Annotated in this window: 22 protein-coding genes; 9 read left to right on the forward strand and 13 right to left on the reverse strand. The window is 46.1% G+C overall.

Going from position 1 to position 24,857, the window contains the following annotated elements; all coding sequences use genetic code 11:
- Window positions 1-199: 199 nt before the first annotated feature.
- Window positions 200-532 carry a hypothetical protein gene (locus L4C42_RS01680; RefSeq protein ID WP_353498510.1) on the reverse strand — a complete coding sequence of 111 codons (333 nt, stop codon included), beginning with the start codon at window positions 530-532 and terminating at the stop codon, window positions 200-202.
- A gap of 278 nt (window positions 533-810) precedes the next feature.
- Between L4C42_RS01680 and L4C42_RS01685 the strand changes: the two genes are divergently transcribed.
- The 3 genes from L4C42_RS01685 (at window position 811) to L4C42_RS01695 (ending at window position 2,555) form a co-directional block, all read left to right on the forward strand.
- On the forward strand, window positions 811-1,266 hold the full coding sequence (locus L4C42_RS01685; RefSeq protein ID WP_353498511.1) for a GNAT family N-acetyltransferase: 456 nt from the start codon (window positions 811-813) through the stop codon (window positions 1,264-1,266).
- Between the two features lie 113 nt (window positions 1,267-1,379).
- Window positions 1,380-1,805: a phosphate-starvation-inducible protein PsiE gene (locus L4C42_RS01690; protein WP_353498512.1), complete on the forward strand. Its 426-nt coding sequence runs from the start codon at window positions 1,380-1,382 to the stop codon at window positions 1,803-1,805.
- Between the two features lie 63 nt (window positions 1,806-1,868).
- Entirely contained in the window at window positions 1,869-2,555 is a 687-nt protein-coding gene (locus tag L4C42_RS01695; RefSeq protein ID WP_418642287.1) for a glutathione S-transferase, read from the forward strand.
- Window positions 2,556-2,559: 4 nt separating this feature from the next.
- On the opposite strand, the gene L4C42_RS01700 is transcribed toward L4C42_RS01695, so the two are convergent.
- Window positions 2,560-3,351 (reverse strand): CLCA_X family protein, encoded by a 792-nt coding sequence (locus tag L4C42_RS01700; RefSeq protein WP_418641519.1) that lies wholly within the window; start codon window positions 3,349-3,351, stop codon window positions 2,560-2,562.
- Between the two features lie 289 nt (window positions 3,352-3,640).
- Here L4C42_RS01700 and L4C42_RS01705 point away from each other — a divergent pair, with 289 nt between their 5' ends.
- Entirely contained in the window at window positions 3,641-4,432 is a 792-nt protein-coding gene (locus tag L4C42_RS01705) for a class I SAM-dependent methyltransferase (RefSeq protein ID WP_353498515.1), read from the forward strand.
- A gap of 109 nt (window positions 4,433-4,541) precedes the next feature.
- On the opposite strand, the gene L4C42_RS01710 is transcribed toward L4C42_RS01705, so the two are convergent.
- Genes L4C42_RS01710 through L4C42_RS01735 form a run of 6 tightly spaced genes read right to left on the reverse strand, consistent with a single transcriptional unit; the run spans window position 4,542 to window position 11,317 of the window.
- Complete coding sequence (locus tag L4C42_RS01710) at window positions 4,542-5,669, reverse strand: AI-2E family transporter (RefSeq protein ID WP_353498516.1); 1,128 nt, start codon at window positions 5,667-5,669, stop codon at window positions 4,542-4,544.
- On the reverse strand, window positions 5,662-6,348 hold the full coding sequence (locus L4C42_RS01715; RefSeq protein ID WP_353498517.1) for a potassium channel family protein: 687 nt from the start codon (window positions 6,346-6,348) through the stop codon (window positions 5,662-5,664). The genes L4C42_RS01710 and L4C42_RS01715 overlap by 8 nt, the downstream gene beginning before the upstream one ends.
- 59 nt (window positions 6,349-6,407) lie before the next feature.
- Window positions 6,408-7,283, reverse strand: coding sequence for an HlyD family secretion protein (locus tag L4C42_RS01720; RefSeq protein ID WP_353498518.1), 876 nt, complete (start codon window positions 7,281-7,283; stop codon window positions 6,408-6,410).
- Window positions 7,284-7,293: 10 nt separating this feature from the next.
- The gene (locus tag L4C42_RS01725) at window positions 7,294-7,497 is read right to left on the reverse strand and encodes a DUF1656 domain-containing protein (RefSeq protein ID WP_353498519.1); all 204 of its coding nucleotides are present in this window, start codon (window positions 7,495-7,497) and stop codon (window positions 7,294-7,296) included.
- Window positions 7,498-9,099 carry a TolC family protein gene (locus L4C42_RS01730; RefSeq protein WP_353498520.1) on the reverse strand — a complete coding sequence of 534 codons (1,602 nt, stop codon included), beginning with the start codon at window positions 9,097-9,099 and terminating at the stop codon, window positions 7,498-7,500. It abuts the gene before it with no gap.
- 10 nt (window positions 9,100-9,109) lie between these two features.
- Window positions 9,110-11,317 (reverse strand): FUSC family protein, encoded by a 2,208-nt coding sequence (locus tag L4C42_RS01735; RefSeq protein ID WP_418641517.1) that lies wholly within the window; start codon window positions 11,315-11,317, stop codon window positions 9,110-9,112.
- Window positions 11,318-11,541: 224 nt separating this feature from the next.
- On the opposite strand from L4C42_RS01735, the gene L4C42_RS01740 reads away from it, so the two are divergent.
- Both L4C42_RS01740 and L4C42_RS01745 read left to right on the forward strand, forming a co-directional pair.
- On the forward strand, window positions 11,542-13,968 hold the full coding sequence (locus L4C42_RS01740) for a PAS domain-containing hybrid sensor histidine kinase/response regulator (protein WP_418641516.1): 2,427 nt from the start codon (window positions 11,542-11,544) through the stop codon (window positions 13,966-13,968).
- Window positions 13,969-14,116: 148 nt separating this feature from the next.
- Window positions 14,117-14,455 (forward strand): HopJ type III effector protein, encoded by a 339-nt coding sequence (locus tag L4C42_RS01745; RefSeq protein ID WP_353498522.1) that lies wholly within the window; start codon window positions 14,117-14,119, stop codon window positions 14,453-14,455.
- 132 nt (window positions 14,456-14,587) lie between these two features.
- Here the strand turns inward: L4C42_RS01745 and L4C42_RS01750 are convergent, their stop codons facing one another.
- The 5 genes from L4C42_RS01750 to L4C42_RS01770 all read right to left on the reverse strand — a co-directional run bounded on the left by L4C42_RS01750 (window position 14,588) and on the right by L4C42_RS01770 (window position 20,099).
- Window positions 14,588-15,496, reverse strand: a complete 909-nt coding sequence (locus L4C42_RS01750) for an ABC transporter permease (protein WP_353498523.1) — start codon at window positions 15,494-15,496, stop codon at window positions 14,588-14,590.
- Complete coding sequence (locus L4C42_RS01755; protein WP_353498524.1) at window positions 15,493-16,461, reverse strand: ABC transporter permease; 969 nt, start codon at window positions 16,459-16,461, stop codon at window positions 15,493-15,495. Before L4C42_RS01755 ends, L4C42_RS01750 begins: the two co-directional genes overlap by 4 nt.
- 66 nt (window positions 16,462-16,527) lie before the next feature.
- Complete coding sequence (locus L4C42_RS01760; protein WP_418641515.1) at window positions 16,528-17,358, reverse strand: ATP-binding cassette domain-containing protein; 831 nt, start codon at window positions 17,356-17,358, stop codon at window positions 16,528-16,530.
- Window positions 17,358-18,347, reverse strand: coding sequence for an ABC transporter ATP-binding protein (locus L4C42_RS01765; RefSeq protein ID WP_418641514.1), 990 nt, complete (start codon window positions 18,345-18,347; stop codon window positions 17,358-17,360). Before L4C42_RS01765 ends, L4C42_RS01760 begins: the two co-directional genes overlap by 1 nt.
- A gap of 75 nt (window positions 18,348-18,422) precedes the next feature.
- Window positions 18,423-20,099, reverse strand: coding sequence for a peptide ABC transporter substrate-binding protein (locus L4C42_RS01770; RefSeq protein WP_353498527.1), 1,677 nt, complete (start codon window positions 20,097-20,099; stop codon window positions 18,423-18,425).
- Window positions 20,100-20,469: 370 nt separating this feature from the next.
- Here L4C42_RS01770 and L4C42_RS01775 point away from each other — a divergent pair, with 370 nt between their 5' ends.
- From L4C42_RS01775 to L4C42_RS01785, 3 genes are read left to right on the forward strand one after another with little or no spacing between them, the layout of a single operon-like run.
- The gene (locus L4C42_RS01775; RefSeq protein WP_353498528.1) at window positions 20,470-21,147 is read left to right on the forward strand and encodes an ABC transporter ATP-binding protein; all 678 of its coding nucleotides are present in this window, start codon (window positions 20,470-20,472) and stop codon (window positions 21,145-21,147) included.
- Window positions 21,134-23,629, forward strand: a complete 2,496-nt coding sequence (locus L4C42_RS01780) for an ABC transporter permease (RefSeq protein ID WP_429759064.1) — start codon at window positions 21,134-21,136, stop codon at window positions 23,627-23,629. Before L4C42_RS01775 ends, L4C42_RS01780 begins: the two co-directional genes overlap by 14 nt.
- Entirely contained in the window at window positions 23,629-24,732 is a 1,104-nt protein-coding gene (locus L4C42_RS01785) for a lipocalin-like domain-containing protein (RefSeq protein WP_429759066.1), read from the forward strand. Before L4C42_RS01780 ends, L4C42_RS01785 begins: the two co-directional genes overlap by 1 nt.
- Window positions 24,733-24,857: the final 125 nt, after the last annotated feature.

Here is a 24,857-nt window from a genome sequence, read left to right on the forward strand (position 1 = left end):
CCTTACTAGTGATAGCCTGTGTTTGCTTTTTGGTAACCTTGGTAGTGGGTAAGTAAAGGTTATTGGAAAGTGGTGTTTGCGGGATTGAGCTAGAAAGCTCGCAGATACGAAAGCACTCGCCCTAAATGCAGTATCGATGTGCGTTAGGTTTTCATCATCGATACTGCTTATTCGCTGTTATATAGAGCCAAATTAGTTCTCAGTCACTAAAATCAAACGCTGGATAAGTCACTCGAATTCGGCGTTGTTCAGACATCAAACGTTTGAAAGATAATGTCTCAGTGAGTGAGATGATCGCTTGCTGCGCATCATTTTTTAGCACTGCGCCCGCGACACTGTCGCTGGTACCATCATTAAATGCAATCTCTCCTTGGAATATGTACTCCGCATTCAGCGAAGCCCGCTCTGTTGAAATAACAATATTACTTTCTGCAATCTGCAATACCTCGTAACTGTGATTGGCTAAATGCAGCGTTGGTCGCTCTTTAGTTGGATAGGTAAGTCGATAGTGACGCCTTTGATTTTCACTCATGGTTTTCGATCCTAACGCGAATGATGTGAAAACAAGTTAGTAGATATTAGGTGCTAGTCGACCTTTCCAATCAATTTTCATGATTAATGATAAATAGGTCGCACTTTGTTGGCCAAATGAGTGTCGAATGCAACATCAAAGAATGATGTTTACAATGCGATGTAAGCAGATTGGCTTAACGTTTTCTGCCCAGTCCCCTGATGTGAAGCTGGTATTTGGTCATCAGCTTCCATAGTTGCTAAGATGCTTTGCTAGTTTTATTTACTAAGGAAAGTCGCATGACGATTCACTACCGACAAGCACAATCATCTGATCTCGCTGAGTTAATACATCTATTGGCTGATGACCCATTGGGAGCAAAACGAGAGGATATTAGTTCGCCGATAAATGCTAAGTATCTACAAGCAATGGCCGCAATTGAACAAGATCCAAACAATGAACTCTGGGTCGTCGAATCAGAGAGCAAGGTAGTTGGTATGTTGCAGCTCACTTTTATCCCTTACTTGACTCATATCGGCAGTTGGCGCTGCTTGATTGAGGGTGTCAGAATTGTCAAGCAAGTTCGAGGGCAGGGGTTAGGAGAAAAGATGTTCGTATATGCGATTGAGAGGGCACGTGAACGCGGCTGTAATCTGGTACAGTTGACTAGTGATAAACAGCGACCTGACGCGTTACGTTTTTACGAGAAGTTAGGTTTTGTTGCCAGTCACGAAGGCTTTAAACTCGCTTTATAGCGGTTTAGGAATTATTGAAACCAAGAAAGCGTGACTGCATGGTGATGCGTATTCTTTGTTGCAATAAAAATGTGCTAGAGTAAAAACATAACTAACAATAACTTAGAAAGTTTATGCCTTCACATTTACCTAAATCGTTTAGTAAGCCGTTTTTAAAAATATTTTATGTGCTCGAAGCCGTGCTGCTGGTGGCGATTACGCTTGCCACCATTTACGCCATGGTTGAAGAGTTCATGCACGTCTTTACTGAACGTCGAGTGCTGCTCACTGATATCCTGCTGATGTTTATTTACCTAGAAGTTCTCGCTATGGTGCAGCAGTTCGTCGTGAACGGAAAAATTCCAGTTAGATATCCAATCTATATTGCCATGATGGCCATTGCTCGCTATATCACACTTGGGATGAAAGAAATGGACGCAACCATAGTCGTTTGGCTATCGGTAGCGGCATTTGTTTTGGCGGCCGCGACTTTGCTTATTCGAGTAGGGCATCATTACTGGCCCTATGTGGATAGAGATAACAACAAGCCTCAAGAGTAATTCGAGTGGTAAGATAGTGGTTTATGAGGCACAAAGCTTCAGAGGATGTTAATAATGGAATCCATGCCCATTCTTTATTCTCTGCACAATTGCCCTTTTGCAATACGTGCTCGGATGGCGCTGATTAAAGCGCAGCAACGAGTACGTATTCGCTCAATTAAGCTAGACAATAAGCCCACCGAACTCCTGCAAGCCTCTCCAAAGGCCAGTGTGCCAGTACTCGTGGTGTCAGAAAATCAGCAATCGCTGTTGGCTGATGAGACGCACGTTCTGGAACAAAGTTTGGATATCATGGTTTGGGCGTTGTCGAAAAATGATCCTCATGGATTATTGGGAGAGGATAGTCACAATCAGCTTCCAATTATGCTGACATTGATTGAGGAATTTGAACGAGATTTTGACCCAGCACTCAACGCGTTTGGATGCGCTAAACGCTACCATGAAAATTCAATGAACCCTCTGCGGCAAGAATGTGAGCGTGAGCTGGCCAAGCTCGAACTTCGTCTTTCAGAGCACCCGTTTCTGTTTGGAGAGCGCGAAAGCCTCGTTGATATCGCCTTACTGCCATTTATTAGAAAGTTCGCTCGTATCGACAAGCAGTGGTTTCGAGAAGCGCCTTATCCCAAGGTACGTGACTGGTTGACTCGTTATCTAAATAGCCCGTTTTTTTCCAAAGTCATGGCAAAGCAGCCGCTGTGGTCAGTAGAGCAAGCTGATGTCTATTTTGGTGACTATCAGTTTAAGCGTTGAAAAGCTATCGGCTTAGCGCTTCTCCAAGCGGTTTAAAGTATGCCAGCAGTGCATCACTGATGGTTTGGCGATGGTGCATATCTGGATACAACGCGATAAGATCTTGTTTCTCGGTACCTGCAACGAGGTACGAGTTTTCAATCTCTGAGCATGATTCAATGACAGCCTCAAATGCTCGAGCCATCATTTCAGTTGGCTGAGAAAAGTAGTTGGCACCTGCGGCTTGATCTGCTTTGACACTTCGAGAAACATAGTCGTGTCGATCCAAACCATCACTGCTTAACAGCACAGTATCAAATACGTTAAGTAACCGTTCATTTAAAGGATGAGGTAAGTGTTTAGTATTGGTAAGCCAACAATCACTCGCGAACAGTATTTTTGTCTGCGGGCCTGAACGGTCACCAATATCAAAGGCTTTCTCTGCAATGTAATGGTCAAACGCGTGCCAGAATTCGTGCGCTAGGGCGCCAGCGCCCGCATTTTTAGCAAGTGCCAACTCTCTCTGATTGGGAGCATAGTGCGCCTGTACTCCTTTACGGCCACCAGTGCCAAAAGCAAGATTCAGATTGCCACGCAGGCCGATAGCCTTGGCTGGAAGTGCGAGGAAAAACGCCAAATCAGCCAATGAATCAAAGATAAGGTTAGCGGCGAGATCTTTCTCTTCCGAGTTTACCCAACTTCCAACACGGATGCTGCCAATGCCAAACGTCTGCTTGATATTTAAAAAAGAAACCTGTTCGCCATGACGATAGTCAGGGCCCTTTCGCGTTTTATATTTGAAGTTGGACAGCTGCATAATAGGGTAAGAATAGGAACTAAGGTTGCTTAAGTCGTCTTTACACGAGTGTGTGGCGTGCTAGGGAGTATATACCCAAGTGAGACTCAGATGTAGGCTTGGTGTGATTGCAATGAATGTTCATGTGGTTTACTTGGTTATGGGTTTAGTGGCATATTGTTGCTAAGTGACGGTTTTACAAGGAAAGGTTATGCCTCAAGCTCATCTTATTCGCCACGGGGAAACGGTCTGGAATGCAAAACTGGTCACACAGCTAAATCTTCAATCATAAAAATTAAAGGACTTCGCAATGGATGCATTAATTGCCCAATATACCGATGCAGACGAGCATTCTCGCTTGACTCGTCAGTATATTACCCAGCTTGAATACGATACGACTATGCATTTACTGAGTGATTATCTTGGCAAAGGGAAACAGGTTAGTGAACTGGGTGCAGCGACAGGTCGTTATTCTCTAGAGTTTGCTAGTCAGGGGTGTCATGTTACTGCCGTTGAGTTAGTACCCGATCAAGTGCGTTTGCTAAAAGAGAATGCTTTGAAACAAGGTTTAGCGCTAGATATCCATGAAGGGAATGCTTGCCATGTGCCTTTTATCGAGGATGAATCTCAAGATCTATGTGTCATCTTGGGGCCGCTTTACCACTTGAAGACTGCGCACGAGCGTCAGCAAGCGATTCAAGAAGCTAAGCGCATTTTGAAGCCTGGTGGAGTGCTTGCGATAGCTTATATTTCTAAGTTTTTTGTTGCAGGATTATTTGCTCAACGTTTTCCTCACCTGATTACGCCTGAGATACTTGGTGAATTGCACTCAAAAGGCACCGTTTCAAATCAGGAAGCGGATGGTTTTTTCAATGTTGGCTACTTTGCTTCACCAGCAGAGATGGAGTCGCTAGTCAAAGGAGCAGACTTTCAAGTCACAGCTCATGCATCTACAGATGGCTTTAACCGATATTTAGACCAAGGAGTTAATCGATTTACACCCACTCAATACCAGTCTTGGCTTAACTATCACTTAGCAACCTGCCAGGAACCGAGCTTATTGGGTGCAAGTAATCATGGCCTTGTTATTGCGGAAAAATAATTCATCATCTTCAAAACCAACATAGCCTTGTTGTTAGCGGTAACGCACGAACAAGGCCATGTATTCGCAGATCTTTGATTAAGTTTCTAAAAACAATCAGAGACAAAAGTTATATTCGGTAGTCTTCGACCTCTTCCTTACTTTGCTTTAACTCGGTTAGCTCACTCTGCGTTTCATAGTTTATCCAGAACAAGAACAACTCATACCAAATCGCTAAGACAATTGCCCCCAAGAACAAGCCTATGATGCCCGCAAAGAGCATCCCGCCAATAGCACCGATTAGGATGATAGGCATCGGAACGTCAACACCACGCCCCATTAACATAGGTTTTAGGAAATTATCAGAAAGACCGCCGGCCAATGCCCAAATCGTAAATATTGTGGTGCTGGTGCCGTCGCCTGTTGAATAAACGTAGAAAATGACCGGAGCGACAATCAAAAGCGCGGGAAGCTGAGCGATACATAAAATCAAGGTTGCAAGAGTAAGTAAACCAGCGGCTGGTACTTTGAATACAAACATCGCAGCGCCAATAATAGCTGACTGAATAAAGGCAACACCGACAACGCCCAGCAATACACTGCGAATGGTTGCGGCCATTAAGTTCGCCCATTGCTCTGCTTTTTTACCAACGGTTCGTACCGCGACGGTTTCTAGTGCACCAGATATTTTTTCTGCGTGAGCCATAAAGCCGCCGGCTATCGCCAGTGAGATGATGAACATGATAAGACTTGTCAGTGCGCCACCAAGGATAGAAGCTATGGTGCCTAAGAAGCCTTTAATTTCAGGCAAGAACTGCTGAATGCCTTTTTCAATGTTGGTCGCAAACAAGTTCCAGATACTATACAGCTTGTCACCGATGATAGGGATTTCGGCGATTTTGTTTGTTGGACCTGGGATCTTAATCTCACCGCTTTGCAGTACCTCCGTCGTATGTGCAACGCCGTCATAAATTGAGCCTGACACCAACACAAATGGGATAACTAGAATTGAGATACCAATCAAAGCAACTAGTGTAGAGGCTAACCCTCGCTTGCCACCAAGCGAACGTTCAAGCTTTTTAGTGACGGGCAATAAGGCTACGGCAATGATTGCCCCCCACAACACCGGAATAATGAACGGCTTAATGATGTCGTAAGTAAAACTGAGCAAAAGTACGAGTAAGCCGATTCGAATAGCCGACTCCACCATATTATTAACAAAGAGCTTGCTTTGACGTTGTTCGGTTTGTCTATCCATTTTGTTGTTCCCTGTGTTGCAAATTTGCACTGACTAAACTCGAAACGACGATGGCCATATAAAATACGCCTACAATCGCCTCTAAATACACCACTACTTGAGCCAGTGGCGTCACTGGACTTATATCACCATAACCGAGAGTGGTTAAGGTAACGAAACTAAAATAGGCAGCATTGGAGAAGTTCTCTCCCCAAGAAATCGCTTCCATACCGGTAAATGCGCCAGGCGAATATTCAATGACTACCAAGTAAACGATAGCCCACATTAAGCCAAGCAGGAGAAATAATGCGACTGAGCCGATGACTTTGTTGGTATTTACCTCGCCATGAAACAGTACCTGCTTTGCTGTGGATTTGAATGTTCCAAAGAAGAAGCAAAAGGTGAGCGCCAGCATGGCGATATCCATTTCACGCCGCTCGAATATGAGTTTGAAAATAATGACGGCAACCCAGAATAGAGCGAGTGTTTTCAGAAGTCGTGACCAGTTTTTATCAAACCTAAGGCTCGCAAAGCAGACGATAAAGGTAATGACAATTGTGACTTGAAGAACACGCTCGATAGCACCACTACCCACAACTTCTGCCAAAGCACCGCTAATCAATAAGGCAATTAAGGCGAGAGTCAAATAGAAGAAATTGTTTTCTTCATTGATGTTTTTAAGGCGATTTCCTACTTTCATGTTATCTATCCTTGCTGCTTTGCCACCCGTTTCCATATTGTTCACTAGCGTGTGGCACCTTATTCAGTGTCTTCCATCACCATAATAGAAGCCGATAGACCAAATCTTAGATGAACCCCTTCAGGTAATTCCTTAATCGAAATACGCACCGGAATACGCTGCGCGAGTCGAATCCATTGGAATACAGGGTTTACGTTAGGCAGCAAGTTGTAACCCACGGTGCCATCTTTTGGCGCAATCCCCCAGCCAATGGAGTCGACCGTTGCTTCTAAATGCGTGTCTGGATGCGACATTAATGTCACCCGAGCATCACTACCTGGTTTGATTTGTGGTAGTTGGTTTTCTCTGAAAAAGCCGAATACCCAAAAGCTATTTTCGTCAATCAGCGCCAATAACGGTTGGTTAGTCACCGCTTGCGTACCAGTGCGAATGTCGAGGTTGGAAACAAACCCATCGACAGAAGCCACGACACGGGTATAGCTTAGGTTAAGCTTGGCGGATTTCAGTTTTTCTTCCGACGCTTTGATTTTGAGTAGGGACTCTTGATAAGCGATTTCACGTCGAATCAGATCTTTGTGCGATACTGCGCCTTTGTCTTTTTTACGTATATCGAGCAAGCGGTCGTATTCGATTTTTTTGCCCTTTGAGCTGATGATGGATTGCTCAAGTGCTACTTCCGCTTGAGCTAATGCAACCTGGTAAGTCTCTGGGTCAATCTCAAAAAGAAGATCGCCTTTCTGCACTCTTTGGTTATCTGTAATAGCAACGTTAACAATGGGGCCTGAGACACGTGGCGCGACTTTGATTATGTTCGCCCTTACTTGGCCATCGCGCGTCCAAGGGTTATTGAAATAGTCTTGGTACTTCTGATACCCAAACCAGGCCGCGCCGCCAAGTATGACTAAGTTCAGGACGATAATAATGGATTTCTTCATTCGGAGGCTCCTAAAACCTAATCACAAAGTGGTCGAAGGCAACAACGTACATCACCACGATGGCGAGGAACGTTAGTGAAGGGAATGCGACAAATCGCGACAACTTAGTTTTGTTCATAATGATCACCGTAATCCATGTGGCAACAATCGCCATACACACGACGAGAGTTAGCGGTGAAAAATAGATATCGCCCCAAGCGAGTTCGTGTGGCATTTACGGCTCCTCCTTGGTGGATGCGGTTCTAAACATCATTTCTGGTACAAGGGTATTCTCTTGGTCTAATTGGTTATCCCAATCCGTTCTTTTTTGCATCTGCTCAATGTTGTCTGGAGACACAAAGCTCTGTCCGGATTGAATTTGCCAACCGCCCCCGAGTGACTTGTAAAGCGCGACGACCTGGTTGGCGACGTTGCCCTTGATTTGTGCGTAGCTATCTTCACTGCGAGTCATTTTCTCTACCGAATTGAGCAGGCGTTCAAACGAGATTTGGCCGTTCTCATATTGAGTAAGAGAGATATTGAATGCTCGCACCGATGCGTTGACCGATTGAAGACGAAGTGCTTTTTGCTCGACATAGAGTTCGTAGGCTTCCATGGCGTTAGTGACTTCTTGCACCGCTTGTAGAACCTTCTTGTTATAGTTGGTCATGGTCTCTTGGAAACGAGCGTCTTCGAGGCGAATGTTATTTTTAACTCGGCCGTATTGAAAAATGTTCCAGCTAAAGGAAGGGCCTGCAACTAATGTCAGTGAGTCATTGAAGCTAAAGCTCGAACCTGACGGAACTGAGCTGTCGATACCAATCGAGCCAAATAAGGAAAAGCTAGGATAGAGCGCGGTTTCTGCCACACCAATTTGTGCACTTTGGGCATGAGCTTGAAGTTCTGCGACTTGCAGATCTGGACGTCTCATGACCAAGCTTGCGTCGATATTGGAGGCAAGTGCTGGCGCCTCGGGCACAATTGAACCATCGTCATCTTCTGATATAAGAGACTTAGAGCCTGATGAACGAAAACGTTGTTCATATTCAGCGAGTCTTTGATTCATCCCTCCTTCAAGTAAAGGGTCGACCTGTTCTGGCAGCAAACCGAGCAAAACAGCAAGTGCGTTGCGTGCCTGTAACATGGCAATTTCAAGCGCGGGTAGTGCCGCTTTGGTGGTGAATAGTTGGTTTCTCGCCTGCTGCACGTCGAGCTCGGTGACGTTACCGGACTCAAATTGTACTCGAGTGATGTTGACAACACGCTCTTGAATTTCGATGTTTCGCTGCGAAAGTAACATGCGCTCTTGGAACGAACGATAATTGATGTAGTTGCGAGCCACTTCTGAAGTGATGGTCACCAATATATCGTTATAAGAGGCAATAGAGGCGTAGTAGGTTGCCTGCGCGGCTTCAATACCGCGAGCGTATTTTCCCCAGACGTCTATTTCCCAACCTGCATCGAAACTGATGGCGGCGTTGTTAAAGGAACTTTCATTCACATAGGCTCGAGCCAGGTTGCCCGATATTGCCTGTGCTTGTGGGTAACGCAGACCATCGGCAATGCCTAATACGGCTCTGGCCTGTAAGATTCGAAGTCCAGCGGCCTCGACATCTAGGTTTTGCTTAGCGGCTTTCTCTACAAGTTGATTGAGAGTCGGGTCGTTAAATTGTTGCCACCAGTTCGCCGTTGATTGTGTGCTCGATTCTGTTTCACTGTCACTCCATGACTGAGGAAGCACCACCTTGCTGCTCGGCTCAAATTCAGGGCCAAGTGTGGTACAGGCAGTCATCAACATAGTCGTAATAAAGGCTATGAATAGCCGATAGCTCATCATTATTTCGTCCCTAAAATCGATGCATTTTGAGGTTCTTCAAATCGATATCTCGACCAGCCTCTTCAACATTTTTCAGTGATTCATACAAGTTTCTTTTTAAATGAAGAAATAGGTAGAAGCCAGCAATGTCATTTTTGTCTATCTCGTCCAAGTCGAGCGACTCGAAAAAGGTTTCGAGAGCTTGTTCCGCTTGGGTGTAGTCTTGCTCAGCTTGCTCGAAATAAGCATGGCTATTTGATCGAGCGATACCATTCACCTCGAGCCCATGCACTCTGACGAGGCTTGGTAAAACAGTATCAATGTGAGTCTCTCTAAGCTTAGTAATCAATGAGTTATTTTTCAGAATTGTTTGTGCAGCAACGAGGTTATTCACATGTCCTATTAATACTCCGCAGCGTTTGGCGTAGTGAACTAAGTGTTGTTGGCTATTGTTATCGAAATAGCTCACGTCGACCTTACTTGCCCAAAGCACCAGCTTTTTAGAGGCGACATTGGCGGTTTTGACGTGTAATGCGAGGCGCAGCCTTGTTAGCCAGTTTGGTTTGATATTTTGCATGCCGAGCAGCAAACGGTGTAAGTGAAAGAAAAGTCGCTGCCTAACGGTTAAAAATAGATGCTCCGCTTTGCTGGAAAAAGGAAAGTAGTGCGAAAACACTATCATCAGCACCACAAGGTAAAATAAGGTCATGACGGTAAGAATGATGCCAAAGTGATAGGTCATAGTGTTGTCTATCCCAAGCACAAACATACCCAACATAAAGAAGATGGTGATAGGCCCTTTAAATAGGTAAAAGCCGATAAAGGTATAAATAAATAGGAACAGTGCGAGTTCAATTCCGAGCTCTAGCGCGGGCAAAATAAACACATAGGCGGGGATAGCGAATAAAAAACCGAATGTGAACAGAAATCCCAGCGCTTTAGGATGAAGCGGCATAAAAGACAGGACAGCCATAAATATGGTGGAGAAAATCACAAAGCTGTAACCACCAGGTGGGTTAAACATAATCCATAAACCACCTGCGACCCAGTAAGTGACGAAGACTTTAATCGATGTTTTAAAGTTTTCTGCATCCCACCACAAAAAGGCACTAGGCATTGGAGGAAGCGTTTCTTTAAACGACACCACTTTAGTGATAGAGTCAATACAGCTAACCGCTTCAGCAAGCTTACCTGCGTTACCATAAAGCCGATTCAATAGATAGCCCAAGGTCAACACCGACGCCCTGGAAAGGTGACCGCTTGCTGCCAATTTTGCTTCATCAACTTGCAGCTTCTTCTCTTCAAAGCGAAATGACTCTCCACCCTCAGGAGAATCTAAAAACTGCTGACTTTGCGAGAGCAGCGTTTCAATTTGCGCGACAAACGCAGGGAACTCGGCCAAGTAATCATTGGTGTCTTCATGGTTGAAGCGCGCGCTTGACGCAGTCGCAAGGAGTTGGGTAATTTTCTGACTGTGGTGGATGACCAATTTCCACTCATGCATGTACGCGGCGACTTCACTACTCTCCTTTCTTATGACGTTGAAGCGCTGCTCAAGCGTGGTTTGTGCGGCGAAGAGTTTTTCGACTAGATCGTCGATGGATGGAGTCGTGTTTTCGGCATAATCACGTTCACCAGTTTCGTCTTTTATCTCATTTGGTTGAACATCATTCGAAGCGGAAGTCGCCATACCTGGTAAAGATGAGGAAATTGCGGCGAAGGTTTTTTGTTGGATGTCTAAGGTTTCTTGAAGCAGCGCAGTGAGGTTTTGCTCTGCTTTACTGGGGAATAAATAGACGCCAACCAAGGTGTATATCGTCACTCCAAATACCGTCATATAAGCACGGTCGACACCATACAGAAATGCACCTTCGGCATCGCCACCGTTTGACATCATTAGCGTCATGACAGCCGTCAGCATGAGTAGAGTAGGGTCGCTTTGATAGGCGTTGCGAAAGTAAAAGATAAACGACACCACAATAGACACGCTTAACATATACAAAAATCGGTCTTGAGCAAAAGCACCCACTAAAATAAGACCGATGACTGCACCGGCAATAGTGCCAAGTACTCTGAGGCTGCCTTTTTCAAAAGACTCACGCTGACTCCCCGTCGATGCAATGAGCATAACGGTAGTCGCAGCCGTGGAAGCTTGAGGCCATCCCATAGCAAAAGGTATGAGATAAGCGAGAGTCAAACTTAGCGCCACCTTAGTGGCAAATCGCGCTTTGCTGTTCATTATCCTTGAATTGAAGAGGGGCTTAACAGAAATATAGACGTTAAATAATGATTTGGGTGGCTAACATCAAGAAATCTAAAAACTTTAGTGTGTTTGGTGAACTGCCACGACCCTTTTAAAATAGAGCGCTAAGCTTGTGGACTTTCGTTTTTTCGTGAAGTTGTACTGCATATCTGTACAAAATCTCCTAGATTCATAGAAGTGACCAGTAAAAGGGACTTAACGTGCTGAAACTAAAAGGGCTAAGTGGGAGAACGTTAGTATTGATATACACGACTTTCGTCATGTGTGTATTCGCTATTGCTTCTGTCGTTATTTTAGGTCGAGAATCTAAGCACGCGATAGACTATCTGCAAACAACTGGATCGAATTTAGAGCTGCAAGCCGCGAAGTTGTTTGTTGAAGAATACTTAGACAATGCAAAGGCGCGCGTGAAACTGGCGTCGAGCAATAAAGACATTATCGGGTTTCTTGAAGGTAAACAGAGCGTCAACCTTGATTCGACTTTACACCGTTATGAGGGAGACACTCGTTCCGTTTTGTTTGCGGTGTTTAACGCGGATAGGGAAGTCCTTTTTGAAGACAAGTTTAGGCACCCATCTCGAACCAATGAAATCCGTATTTTTAATGAAATGAAGCAAATGGCGTCGAACCTTATTACGCCAGCGCCAGTTTACCTTCTCCATAATGATACCGATCATATTTGCATCAAGATCTTCATGCCAATAATTAGCAACGGCAACTTCGTCGGAATGGTATTTGGTGAGACGCCAGTAGATTATGACGAACTGTTTGGGGAATTGATCGACCCCAAAGAGCGCTGGTACGCGTTAACACAAGGGGATGTCTCTGATTACGTCACTCAAAACGAACTTGGTGCCTGGCTTGTGAACTCTACACCTGTCGCTAGGGCGGGTTTGACGCTAATGCAAGGTGTTAACCCCAAATCTTTAGAGCTGCAATTAGATAGTTTCATGGGGCATATTTACAATGCGATTGCGGTTGTTATGGGCGTCAGTTTTCTACTTGTCTTGTTTGCTGGAAACAAAGTACTGGTTAACCCTCATAAAGAACTCGAAATATCCCAAAAAGAGTTAGCGGAGAAAAACAGCGAACTCATTCTTCAAGAGCGTGAGAGTAAGCTACTAGCAACGGTAGTTAAAGCCGCTAGAGATGCTGTGGTGATTACAGATAAACACGGCGCTATTGAATGGGTCAACCGAGCGTTTGAAGAGATGACTGGCTATGCGTTGGTGAGTGTGAAAGGCAAAATACCTGGTCACTTCTTACAAGGTGACAATACTGACCCGCAAGCGAAACAACGCATTGCGGAATCCCTATCTAAAGGGCTGCCAATCAAAACGGAAATCTTGAATTATGACTCTCAGGGGAAAGAATACTGGGTGGATATCGATATCACACCGATTAGCGATGAGAATGGTGTCATTGACCGATATATTGCCATAGAAAGGGACGTTACTGAGTACAAAAAATTAGAGAGTAAACTAACCACCACAGCCAAAGAAGCGAATGCTGCAAATGAGGCGAAATCCGCATTTTTGGCGACGATGAGTCATGAAATTCGAACACCAATGAATGGAGTGCTCGGCCTAACCCAAATCCTAGAAAAAGAAATTACCGACCCTAAACATCGAGAAGCACTTCAACTCATACTAGGCTCTGGCAACCATCTTATTTCTATTCTCAATGACATCTTGGATATCTCAAAGATCGAAAACCAAGCGCTAGTGCTAGAACATACCCAGTTCAAGATGCAAGAAATACTCGCCCCAGTGAACAATACCTATCAAAGTCTCTGTTCTGAAAAAGGTCTGCTGTTTGAAATTCATGATAAAACCGATCCGGATACGCTGTTTGTTGGCGACCAGGTAAGGCTGAGACAGATTTTACTTAACTTGGTTGGCAATGCGCTCAAGTTTACTCAAAAAGGATCGATTTCAGTCTCTGTGTCTAATCGAGGCGAAGGACAATGCGAGTTGGTTGTCAAAGACACGGGCATTGGGATCCCCCCAGAGAGAATAGACAGTGTGTTCGAGAAATTTGAGCAAGCGGAAACCTCTACAACACGCCAGTTTGGAGGTACTGGGCTAGGGCTCTCGATAGTAAAAAGCCTCACCTTACTGATGGGCGGACAAATAAAAGTGAACAGTGAAGTGGGGGTGGGTTCCGCTTTTTCGGTTCAGATCCCTCTGCCAGCGATTAAGAATAAGGTTGATGATGAATTGAGTATTGATCCTATTGATGCAGATTTCTCTGTCTACAGGGTACTGCTCGTTGATGATAATGCGATCAATCGAATTGTTGCCGCCAAATTTTGTCAGTCTTTAAATATCGAAGTCGAAAGCTGCGCCAACGGCGCAGAGTGCTTGGAAATGTTCGACCCTAATAAATACAACCTGATCATATTGGATAATCACATGCCAGTAATGAATGGCCCGAGTGCGGCATCAGAGATACGAGAAAAATATGGCGATGGTGTATTAATATTCGGATGGACAGCGGATGTTATCAGTGAAAATCGACAAGAATTTCTAGATAGTGGCGTCAATACGGTGATTGCTAAGCCCCTTATTAAGAAAGACTTTGAGAAGGCATTGTTAACTCATTTAAAAGACATTCAAAGTCGCTGATATGAGAGGAATGTTGATTGTTGGCTGATATTTAATCAGTTGGGCTTGCGTATTTCCTCTCGAACCCTTTTTCTTTTCTAACTGCCCCACATTTTATTGCGCCAATGATATAGTGCGAGCTCAGAAAACGAGTAAGGGATACTAAAAAATGGAACAATTTCTAGCACTGCTGGCTACACAACCAAACGAAGTGATGTTTGAGCAAACGATGCACGTGATTGACGAGCACTTTGATTTTACGCCAGTGAGCTTTGTAAACGGGGACACGGAGAATCAAGCCGGTCAAAACAATGGCTCGTGCAAAATCTTCGCTTTCGCTCAAATCAAAGAGCTGGATGAGCAATCAACGTTGGCGTGCTTTGGCCAATACTATCGCGAAGATGTTCTGAAAAATCCTGAAGGTACTGATCATGCCAATATTCGTAACTTTATTAAGTATGGCTGGGAAGGCGTAAAATTTGATGGGGTAGCGTTGGCTGCTAAATAAGATTTTTGGTGTAGCGATACATTGCATAAATTCCGCTATCACTCACAGCAGTAAAGATGTAGACATTGGTTTTTGTGTACCTCGCAATAATAAGCAGGGAAAGAGCACCGCCACTTTCCCTGCTAGTGAATACTAAGCTTTCGGATCAATCGCTTCCTGCAAACCATCCCCCAAGAAGTTAATCGTAATAACGGTGATGAGCACCATCACACCCGGGTATACTGCCGCCATTGGGTAATGCCACATGGCTTCACGAGCGTTTTGTAGCATGTTGCCCCAAGATGGTGTGGGTGGATTGATGCCAAAGCCAAGAAAACTCAAAGCACTCTCGGTCAGGATTGCTCCGCCAATGCCAAGTGTCGTGGCGGTAATCACTGGAGCGATGACATTAGGTAGGATGTGCTGCCTCATTACAAACCAGTGGCTTGCGCCGTAACCGATAGCCGCTTGCACATATTCTCGGTGTTTTACGGATAGGGTGTTTGAACGCACTAAACGTGCAGCAAATGGCCAGCCTAATAGTGAAATCACCACCACTAAACGGTAGACACTAAAGCTATCACTACGTACTAACTCTTCTGAAAAGCCAAGCTTGGTCATGTCGATACTCTGGATCAAAATCAGCAACATGATGCCAGGCAGGCTAATGATGAAGTCAGCACTGCGCATGATAATGGCATCTACGCGGCCGCCATGATAACCAGCAACAACGCCCAGCCCTGTGCCAATCACTGAGGTTGCAATGGCGGCAACAAAGGCAAACGTAAGGGATACCTGACCACCCAGAAGGAGGCGTATCAAAATATCACGGCCAAGTTCATCAGTGCCAAGTTTGTGCGTGTCGCTCGGGGCTTCGAAACGGCTAAAGAGATTGTCTTCGAAAGGATCGACACCCAGCCATTGACCAATACTCGTAGCGTTGAAGCACAGTATCGTCATTACAGTAAGGATTAGTAAAGAAGCCATTGCTAACTTATGACGAGATAAGCGATGAACGATTTGCAGCCAAGGGTTTTGGCTTCTTGCTGCGAGTGCGGTCATGACGGGCTTCCTCTGGTCAGATCAATACGGGGATCCACTTTGGAGTAGAGAATGTCGGCGATAAAGTTCATCACTAGAATGGCGGTAGTGGCGACCATAAAACAGAGCATGGCGACGTTGTAGTCACTACCGTTAATCGCATCGACAGTGAGTTTACCTATACCAGGCCAACTAAAGATGGTTTCGGTCAGTACCGCGCCGCTCATTAATGCCGCAATATCCATTGCGAGCACGGTGATCATCGGTAACATGCCGTTTTTAATGCAATGCCTGAAGAGTACTCGTGTTGAAGAAGCGCCTTTTGCTTTTGCGGTTCGCACAAAATCTTGGCGAAACACTTCCAGCATACTTGAGCGCATAAAACGTGAAATAGAGGCAATGCTGAGTAAGGTTAGGCTAAGGATAGGTAGGATCATATAACGCAGCCTATCAAAACCTTCAGCGCCATCGGCTTCTCCCGTTCCTCCTGCGGGGAAGATGGGGTACACCACCGAGAACAGCATGATCAGCATTAGCGCGAGCCAAGCCGCAGGTGTAGATAGAAATAGATAGGTGATGCCACTAATCAGGTAATCGGTGAAGCGATTTTGCTTTACGGCACACAGCACACCAACGGGTAGCGCAATCAGTATAGAGAGAAGCGTGCCGCACCCAACCAAAATGAGGGTGTTTTTCATCGCTTCCCAAAGCACGGATATAGCGGGCTGAGAGAACATGCGGGAATAACCTAGTTCACCTTGCAGGGCATCACCAAGCCAATGGAAGTAGCGAACATAGACCGGTTTATCCAGTCCTTGCTCTGCTTTAAGTCTTGCGACGTCTTCAGCGGTAATATGGGGGTTATTTTGTACCATGAGATCGATAGGATCGCCTGGCATTAATCCCATTAAGTTGTATGCAGCAAACGAGGCCAGCAGAAGAACCAGCAGCATTTGCAGCAATCTTGAAAATATAAATCGTTTCATAAAATGCGTGTATCCATACGGGCATAAAGCCCTTACATCTAATGGCTTAAACCAGTGGCCAACTGTTTAAGCGGTTACGGTTTGCTGAGAGCGATTTCGCCTGCGCGTGTTGCCAATGTCCGGAACAGCGCTCAGTAGCTCACGGCTGTAAGCGTGTTTGGGGTTCGCAAAAAAATCAGCTTTGGAAGCGTGCTCGACAATGGTTCCGCTTTTCATTACCACCACTTCGTGTGCGAGGTGGTAAACCACCGCCATATCGTGGCTAATGAACAAGAACGCAATACCGTGCTCCTGCTGCAAATCTTTAAATAGATTGAGAATTTGCGACTGCACGGACACATCTAGTGCCGAGAGTGGTTCATCGGCGATGATAAGTTCAGGCCTTAGCATCAATGCTCTGGCAATGGCGATCCGCTGCCTTTGTCCGCCGGAGAACTCATGAGGATAGCGGGTAAGAACGTCTTCTCGCATGCCCACCCAACTTAAGACTTCGATAGCGCGGGCACGCTGTGATTGCTTGTTCCCTATGCCGTTGACTTTCATCGGTTCAATCAGTGAAGAGAGAATCGGCATACGCGGGTTCAACGCGGAGTAGGGGTCTTGGAACACAAGGCCAATGCGTTGTCGTAATCGACGCTGCATATGACTAGGCAATCTAGACACCTCTTGTCCTGCGAGAAATATATCGCCGGAATCGGGACGCTCTAACATGCTGAGCATGCGGCCTAACGTCGATTTTCCAGAGCCTGATTCACCGACAATCGCGGTGGTTTTTCCTGACTCAACCTTGAGGGAAACATTGTTGGTGACATGAAGGGTTTTCGGTTTTCTTCCAAACATCGAGCCTGCCTCAAGGAGATAGTGCTTGTGCAGGTTACTGGCTTCGAGCAAAGTCATTAGGCCGCGCCTCCTTGTTGACGAAACATGGGCTGTTGTAGCGCCGAATCTGATTGAGCCGCTTTCGTGGCTTGTCTTTGATGATTGCGCTTCTCTGCTTTCTGCAAGTAGCTATCGTAGAGCTCTGGGCAGCGGTCACGAAAGCTGTAGTCTTCACTTCGTTGATCGAGTGGTGGTACGCTGCCGGGAATAGCAGGTAGCCTGTCCACATCGACGCCGACTCGTGGGATCGTATCGAGTAGTGCTTGCGTGTAGGGGTGCTGAGGGTTATCGAAAATCTCATTTACATCGGCGATTTCAACGACACGTCCCGCGTACATCACCATGACACGATCCGAAATTTGCGACACTACACCAAGAGAGTGACTGATAAATTGGATCGCCGTTCCCGTGGTTTCTCTCAGTTCTTCTAGTAGGTCGAGCACTTGCGCCTGAACCGTCACATCAAGCGCTGTTGTCGGTTCATCGGCAATCAATACTTTCGGCTTACAAGCGAGCGCCATGGCGATCATCACTCTCTGCCTCATTCCCCCTGATAGCTCATGCGGATAGGCATTAGCACGCTTTTCAGGGTACGGAATGTGAACTTGTTTGAGCATTTCGATGGCACGATCACGTGCTTCTTTGGGTGAGCTGTTTTCGTGAATAATGAACATTTCGGCGATCTGATCCCCGACTTTCATTACTGGGTTTAAGGCGGTCATTGGCTCTTGGAAGATCATGCCAATGCCTTCGCCACGGATATGCTGATACTGCTTTTCACCCAGGCCGACAAGATTTCTTCCGCCAAAACGAATATCACCAGACAAGGTAAGCGATTTATCGAGTAGCCCCATAATGGCAAGAGAGGTGAGTGACTTTCCGCAGCCAGACTCACCGACGACGCCAAGGATCTCTCCTGGCTTGATTTGATAGCTGACATCCTTAACAGCAAAATGCGGCCCTAGGGCCACACTCATATTGCGGACGTCTAAGATAACTTCATTCATAGACACTTCATTCTTAAAATGGACACCGCTTAGCGGTTTCGATGCTTATTCATTTCGAACTTTAGAATTCGAAATCTAGTTTGCTCGACTCCAGTTTTCAGACCAGTAGCTTGAGTAATGTTGGTGTCCGGTTGGCTCAACATTAACCAGCCATTTTGGAAGAATGTAACTGTCTGAACGATAGTAGAGAGGCAGTGCTGGCAGCTCTGTCGCATACAGATTTTGGAATTGCTTCCAAAGCTCAGTGCGCTTCTCTTTGTTAAGCTCGCCATCGATGGCTTCTAGAATGCGATCCATTTCTGGATTGCTGTAGCCAGCGTAGTTTTGTCCTGCCCATTGATTGTCTTTAGTTGGGATGTAATCAGAGTGCAGAATGGTTAACGGGGGGTTTTCTGGTGACGAGCTCCACGCAAACATAGCTAGACCTTTGTGTTTGCGCTCAGTCAGGGTAGTACCAAAGTACACGCGTGCAGTTTGGTTATTAATGTTTGCTTTGATGCCGATTTTCTTCCACTGACCTTGAGCGAATTGCTGTACCAACTCACGTGTTTTGTTGCCCGCAGTCGTCATAAACTCAATTTCCAGCGGCTCACCATCTTTCATTTGCACGCCATTGACTAGCTCATAGCCTGCTTCTTTCAGTAGTTGATTCGCTTTTTCTGGATTGTAGTCGTAGGTCGGTGTTTCAGAGGTATAGATGCTATCCAGTGGACTTGTATCTGAGTTAGCAACTTGCTGTTTTCCATCGAATAGTTTGTCGGTAATTAGCTTGCGATCTAGCCCAAATAATAACGCTTGGCGAACTTTTACTTCCGACAAGTGAGGATTGTTGAGCTGAACGTCCAAATGCTCGTAGAGAGATGCAGGACGAATATCGACGTTAAACCTGTCGCCAAATTTTTTCTCAAATTGTAGTGCTTGGTCGAGAGTCAGACCCAATTCGCCAGGGATGTAGTCGACGTCACCGGAAAGCAGATTGGCTTGCAAGGCTTGAGTGTCAGAGACGGTTTTGAGTGTCACTGTATCAAAATGCGGTTGTTTGCCTTTCCAATGTTTGTTTCGGGTCATTTTAACGAACTGACCTTGTTTGAGCTGCTCGATGATATATGGGCCGCTGTATAGGCCAGCCAAGGTTGGCTCTGTCACGAACTTGGTGTTGAGGTGATAGTTTTTAGAATTGCTTTCAAATACCGCTTGGTCGATGTGAGCGGGCAGAATGTTTGGGATATAGTCAGCGTTATATTTGAATGAAACGCGGTCGACATAGACATTCACTGTATGCTCATCGACAACTTCAAGCTGTTCGATCTGCTGCATAGTCGTCAACTCAGGGTTGCCTTGCACGTCAGGAGAGGTGACTACTTTATGCCAAAACACCATGTCTTTCGTGGTGATCGGAGTGCCGTCGCCCCAATAGAGATCAGATTTGAGTGTTACACGCATCTTAACACCTTGTTTGCTCTCACCTTCTTTGGCATGCGGCCTATCTACGATTTGCGCTAAACCATTTTCGAAGCTAGGGACTTCTTCACAATAAAAGCAAACGAGCTCCCAGTTTTGGTCGTACCCAATGGTTTCGCGATTAACAAAACCTTTGGTGTAGGCTTTTGCCACCATGCTGTCGATGTCAGGGTGCAGAGTGGCAGGGTATTGCGTAATACCGATGGTGAGCTTGTCGTTTGCCGCGAATGCTGAAGTTGAAAGCAATGCAGAAGCACAGGCGAGTGCAAATGCGGTTTTTTTAAATGGCATCTGATTTCCTTATCTTATTTTATTGACTTCAAGTCTGACGCCTGAAGTTAGTTACATCCGTGTCACCCTAAATTCACATTTACCGGTTTAAATACGGCGGTGTGTGTAGGTGCATATCTTGTCCACCATAGTGGGATGTCCATTGCCAAGCAACTCAATGGGTTAGTTGTTCGGCCGAATTGCATTTCATGTCACATTTCCCATTTATTTAGTGAACTAAAATCAAAAAGTGTGTGCTTTCTTGTCTTATCTAGTTGTGTTAATTACATTTTATTAACTGAATTATCACCTGGAGGGTTGGTGTGAAGCCAGATTGAATGCGTATCAGCATTGTGTTCTCAGCGTTAGTAACAAATCCTAAGGAGCCTCTATGCCCAACAGTGCGTTGGTTTCTCTAAACAGTGTTAACAAGCAATTTGTTGATGGCAATGAAGTGCACGCGGTGCTTAGCGACTGCGAATTGGTGATGGCTACCGGCTCGAGCATTGCTCTAATGGGAGCGAGCGGGAGTGGCAAAAGTACGTTGATGAACATCATTGCGGGCTTTGAGCCTTTAAATTCAGGAAAGCTAGTTCTTGATGGCCAAGATACGAGTCAATGGCGAGATAGTGACTGGAGCGATTTTCGCATCCACAAGTTAGGTGTTGTGTTCCAGCAGTTCAACTTATTGACGCCACTCAATGTGCGTCAAAACATTGCGTTTCCGCTGTCTCTTGCTCAAATGCAATGGAATGATTGGTGTGATTACTTAGTAGAGACATTAGGGCTAAGTGGACTACTGGATAGACATGTCGCGGCGTTATCCGGTGGGCAGCAGCAAAGAGTTGCCATCGCTCGAGCGCTTGCTAGTCAGCCTAAGTTGCTTTTAGCAGATGAACCAACGGGTAATTTGGATGAGCAATCGGGCAGAGAAGTCATGCAGCTTTTGGCCGACATTACCCAGCAAGGGAATACGGCGGTGCTTTTGGTCACGCACAGCGAGGAGTGTGCAGCTTTTATGCAGTCGAGATTACGTTTAGTGAACGGACAGCTTTATGACGCGAGTTAAGCTTTGGCATCTTGTGCTCGCACTGCGTGTTTATGCCCGTCATTATCTACAAGCTCCATTGCAAGCCGCCTCTATACTGATTGGTATCGTGCTTGCGGTGATGCTGTTTGTTGCGGTGCAAGCGATAAACCTAAATGCAAAGCGCAGCTACGCTGATGCCGCAGAGCAACTGAGTCTGCCTGCCTCGCAATTTATCATCCCTCCTACTGGACAAAAGTACTTCTCAAACGATCTCTATTTTCAGCTCAGGCAGGCTGGGTTGAGCCAATCACTGGCGGTACTTGAAGGACGCGTTCGCTCATCCGAAGGTCGGCGATATTCAGTGCAGGGCAGTGACGTCGTTGCGGCTGTCACCGCGACGATGAACCGTGGGAGAGAAGACGGTAAACAACCGATTTTTCTGTTCGACCAGCAATTGCCATTGACTGACATGCTTCAAGGTGAACCCATCGCTTTGGTGAGTGAACAACAGTTTGAGCAAATGGGGCGCCCTAGCCAGTTGATACTCGATGACACCAAGACACAAATTTATGCCGTGCCAGATCAATGGCAACTGGGTAATCGAATGCTGGTGGACATTAGCTTCGCGGAGCGTTTACTCAATCGCTCTGGGCAGCTTAGCTACATAGCGGTGTTTGGAAGTCGCAGCGCGCAGGAGAAGCAATGGAAGAGCCTCGTCGCAGCGCAAGGCCAGTGGATTGAAAATACTCAAAGCAGCGATCTCGATTCACTGACCGATAGTTTCCACCTAAATCTAACCGCAATGAGCATGCTGGCTTTTTTGGTAGGGCTGTTTATTGCCTACAATGGCGTGAAGTACAGTTTGTTAAAGCGCAGGCGATTGCTGGTTCAGCTGCAGCAAGCGGGACTTCAATCCACAATCGTCTTTACTGCTTTGTTGGTTGAGCTGACCATCATGGTTCTGCTTGGATCCTTGCTTGGTTTTATATTCGGAATGCAGTTGAGTCATTGGCTGCATCCAACGGTAGCATTGACGTTGGAGCAGCTTTACGGCGCCACGCTCTTGCCAGGTTCTTGGCAATGGAGCTGGTTGTTTCAAGCCCTCTCTATCACGTTGACCGCTGCACTGGTGGCATGTTGGCAACATTTTCGGGGTAGCGTTCAGCAACCTTTATCAATACACAGTGGCTATTACGCGCTTCCAGAACCACAAAAGACCACCCAGCTATTGGTTATGGCCATTGGTTTAACGATGTTGGCTGTAGTTGGACTCGTGCTCAGTCATCATTTTCGGGTCACTATGCTTTGGCTTGGCGTGTTGGTGGTTGCTACGCCACTATATCTGCCTAAAGGCTTATTGTTGCTGAGCGCTTGGGCTGAAAAGCTGTTTACCAGTGGGTTGAAGCATTATCTCGTCGCTGAGCTTAAAGAGTTGGTTGCGCCGTTATCTCTCGCGATGATGGCACTGCTGCTGGCCATGACAGCGAACCTGGCGATGAATACCCTAGTGGTGAGTTTTGAGCATACATTGAAACAGTGGCTAGAGCAGCGCCTTCATGCGGACATTTATATCAGTCCCGCTCAAAGTGAGATGAGCAGTATTCAAAGTACGTTGCAGTCTATGCCAGGAGTAAGTGCCATCTTCACTCAAAGCTATTTAGATACGACGGTTTCTAACCTTCCAACCAAGCTCGGCACCAAAGACACGTTAACACTTGAACAAACGATGGTCGTTAAAGAAATGGTGGACGACTTCTGGCCACGTTTTTATCAAATGGAGCTAGCGGCTATCAGTGAACCAATGGCAGTGAAACTTGGATTAGCCCTTGGTGATGAGCTAGAAGTGGCGGAGCTAAACACTGCGCTTGAAAAACCACTAAAAGTCGGTGCAATATTTTATGATTACGGTTCACCAACAGGGGAGCTATTGATCGCTCCCGAACTTTGGCAGCGCGCTGAATTTTCGCCTGTACCCACTAGCTTGGGTATTGAATCAGAACTTGATAGCGATGATATGCGCAGGCGATTGATGGACGAGTTTGGGTTTAGTGACAACCAGCTCTACGATCAACAACAAATCAAAACCATAGCACTCGAGATTTTCTCGCAGACATTTGCGGTTACAAAAGCATTGAATGGTGTCACGTTAATGGTGGCGGTAATCGGGCTGTTTAGTGCCTGCTTCATGCTTATAGAAGCGCGCAAAGCAGCCATAGCCCGGCTGTATGCACTTGGGGTACGAAGTCGACTATTGCTAGGCATGGTTGTGATGCAAATGGTGGTGTTAGTTTGCTTTACGCTATGCCTTGCGCTGCCGCTCGGTGCGTTGGTGGGGTACATATTGACGGATATGGTAACGCTGCGCGCATTTGGATGGAGCCTGCAATTTGTTTGGAGTTGGAGCGATATCGCGATGCTATCACTGGTGAGTATCGCAACAGCATCAGCGGCGACGGCATTGCCGTTGTGGCGTTTGGTGAAACGTCCAGCGATGTCGAGTCTTCAGAGCGAGGTGCTGTGATGAAAAATAGATCCTCGTGTCTTTTGGTGACACTGTTGCCACTCTTATTTCTATTGAGCGGTTGTGAGGAACCAAAGCCTCAAGGTTTTGGTGCTTTACTTGGCCAAGATGAACAAGGCTTTACCAAGGTGACGGCCAATCGAAGCATAGAGTTTCCTAAAGATCATCAGCCGCACAATGATTTTCGCTATGAGTGGTGGTATGTCACTGCAAATTTAGAGAACAGTGCAGGCGAAACATTTGGCGTTCAATGGACGCTGTTTCGAATCGCCTTAGCGCCAGAGGAGGCGCAAAACGTAGAACAACAAAAGGCAAACTGGAACAGTACACAGATATACATGGCGCACAGTGCAATCACCACGCCAACGCTTCATCTTGCACAAGAGAAATGGTCTCGCGCCCATCCAGAAATCGCTGGGGTGACTGAGCGGCCTTTTCGTGTTTATTTGGATGATTGGCAATGGAATAGTGAGTCCCAAGACATGTTCCCCGCCACACTTTCCGTTGCCGCAGGTGTATTTAGCTACGAGCTCTCACTCTCTAGCGAGTCAGCCTTTCAGCTTCAGGGTGATAATGGTTATAGCGTGAAAAGTGCCGATGGTAGGGTTGCTTCTCATTATTACAGTCAGCCGTTTATAGACGTCACGGGCTCGATTCAAGTGGAAGGGCAAAGGCATCAGGTGACAGGGCAAGCATGGATAGACAGAGAGTGGAGTTCCCGATTTTTGCTCGGCTCTCAGCAAGGTTGGGACTGGTTCGCACTGAGGCTCGACACAGACACTAGTTTGGTGGTTTTTCAGCTCAGAGACAACCAAGCAGGGGAAGCTAACTACGCCTATGGACGATTGATGTATCGTGACCGAGAAGGAATCACCATTAGTGCAGATGAACTCTCTCTCAAGGTAAAGACACACACAGACCTAAATGGCCACCCGCACCCGACATCGTGGCAACTAGACATACCAACACACGAGCTATCTTTGACGATTAACGCCATTAACCCTAATGCCAAAATGCCTTTGACCGTACCTTACTGGGAAGGACCCGTACAGATAAAAGGCTCCCATGAAGGTCTTGGATACATGGAATTAACGGGTTACTAAGTCTTGTAATGTCGTTCGAGACGCAAACTTTAATGTAACGCACGTAATTGGCGTGCTTCGACTTGGTTTGCAATCTCCAACATAGTACACCTCTCTGTAGATGACTTAGGTATTTAAAATTGGAG

Source organism: Vibrio wakamikoensis, assembly GCF_050337275.1.
GTDB classification, from domain to species: Bacteria; Pseudomonadota; Gammaproteobacteria; order Enterobacterales; family Vibrionaceae; genus Vibrio; species Vibrio chaetopteri.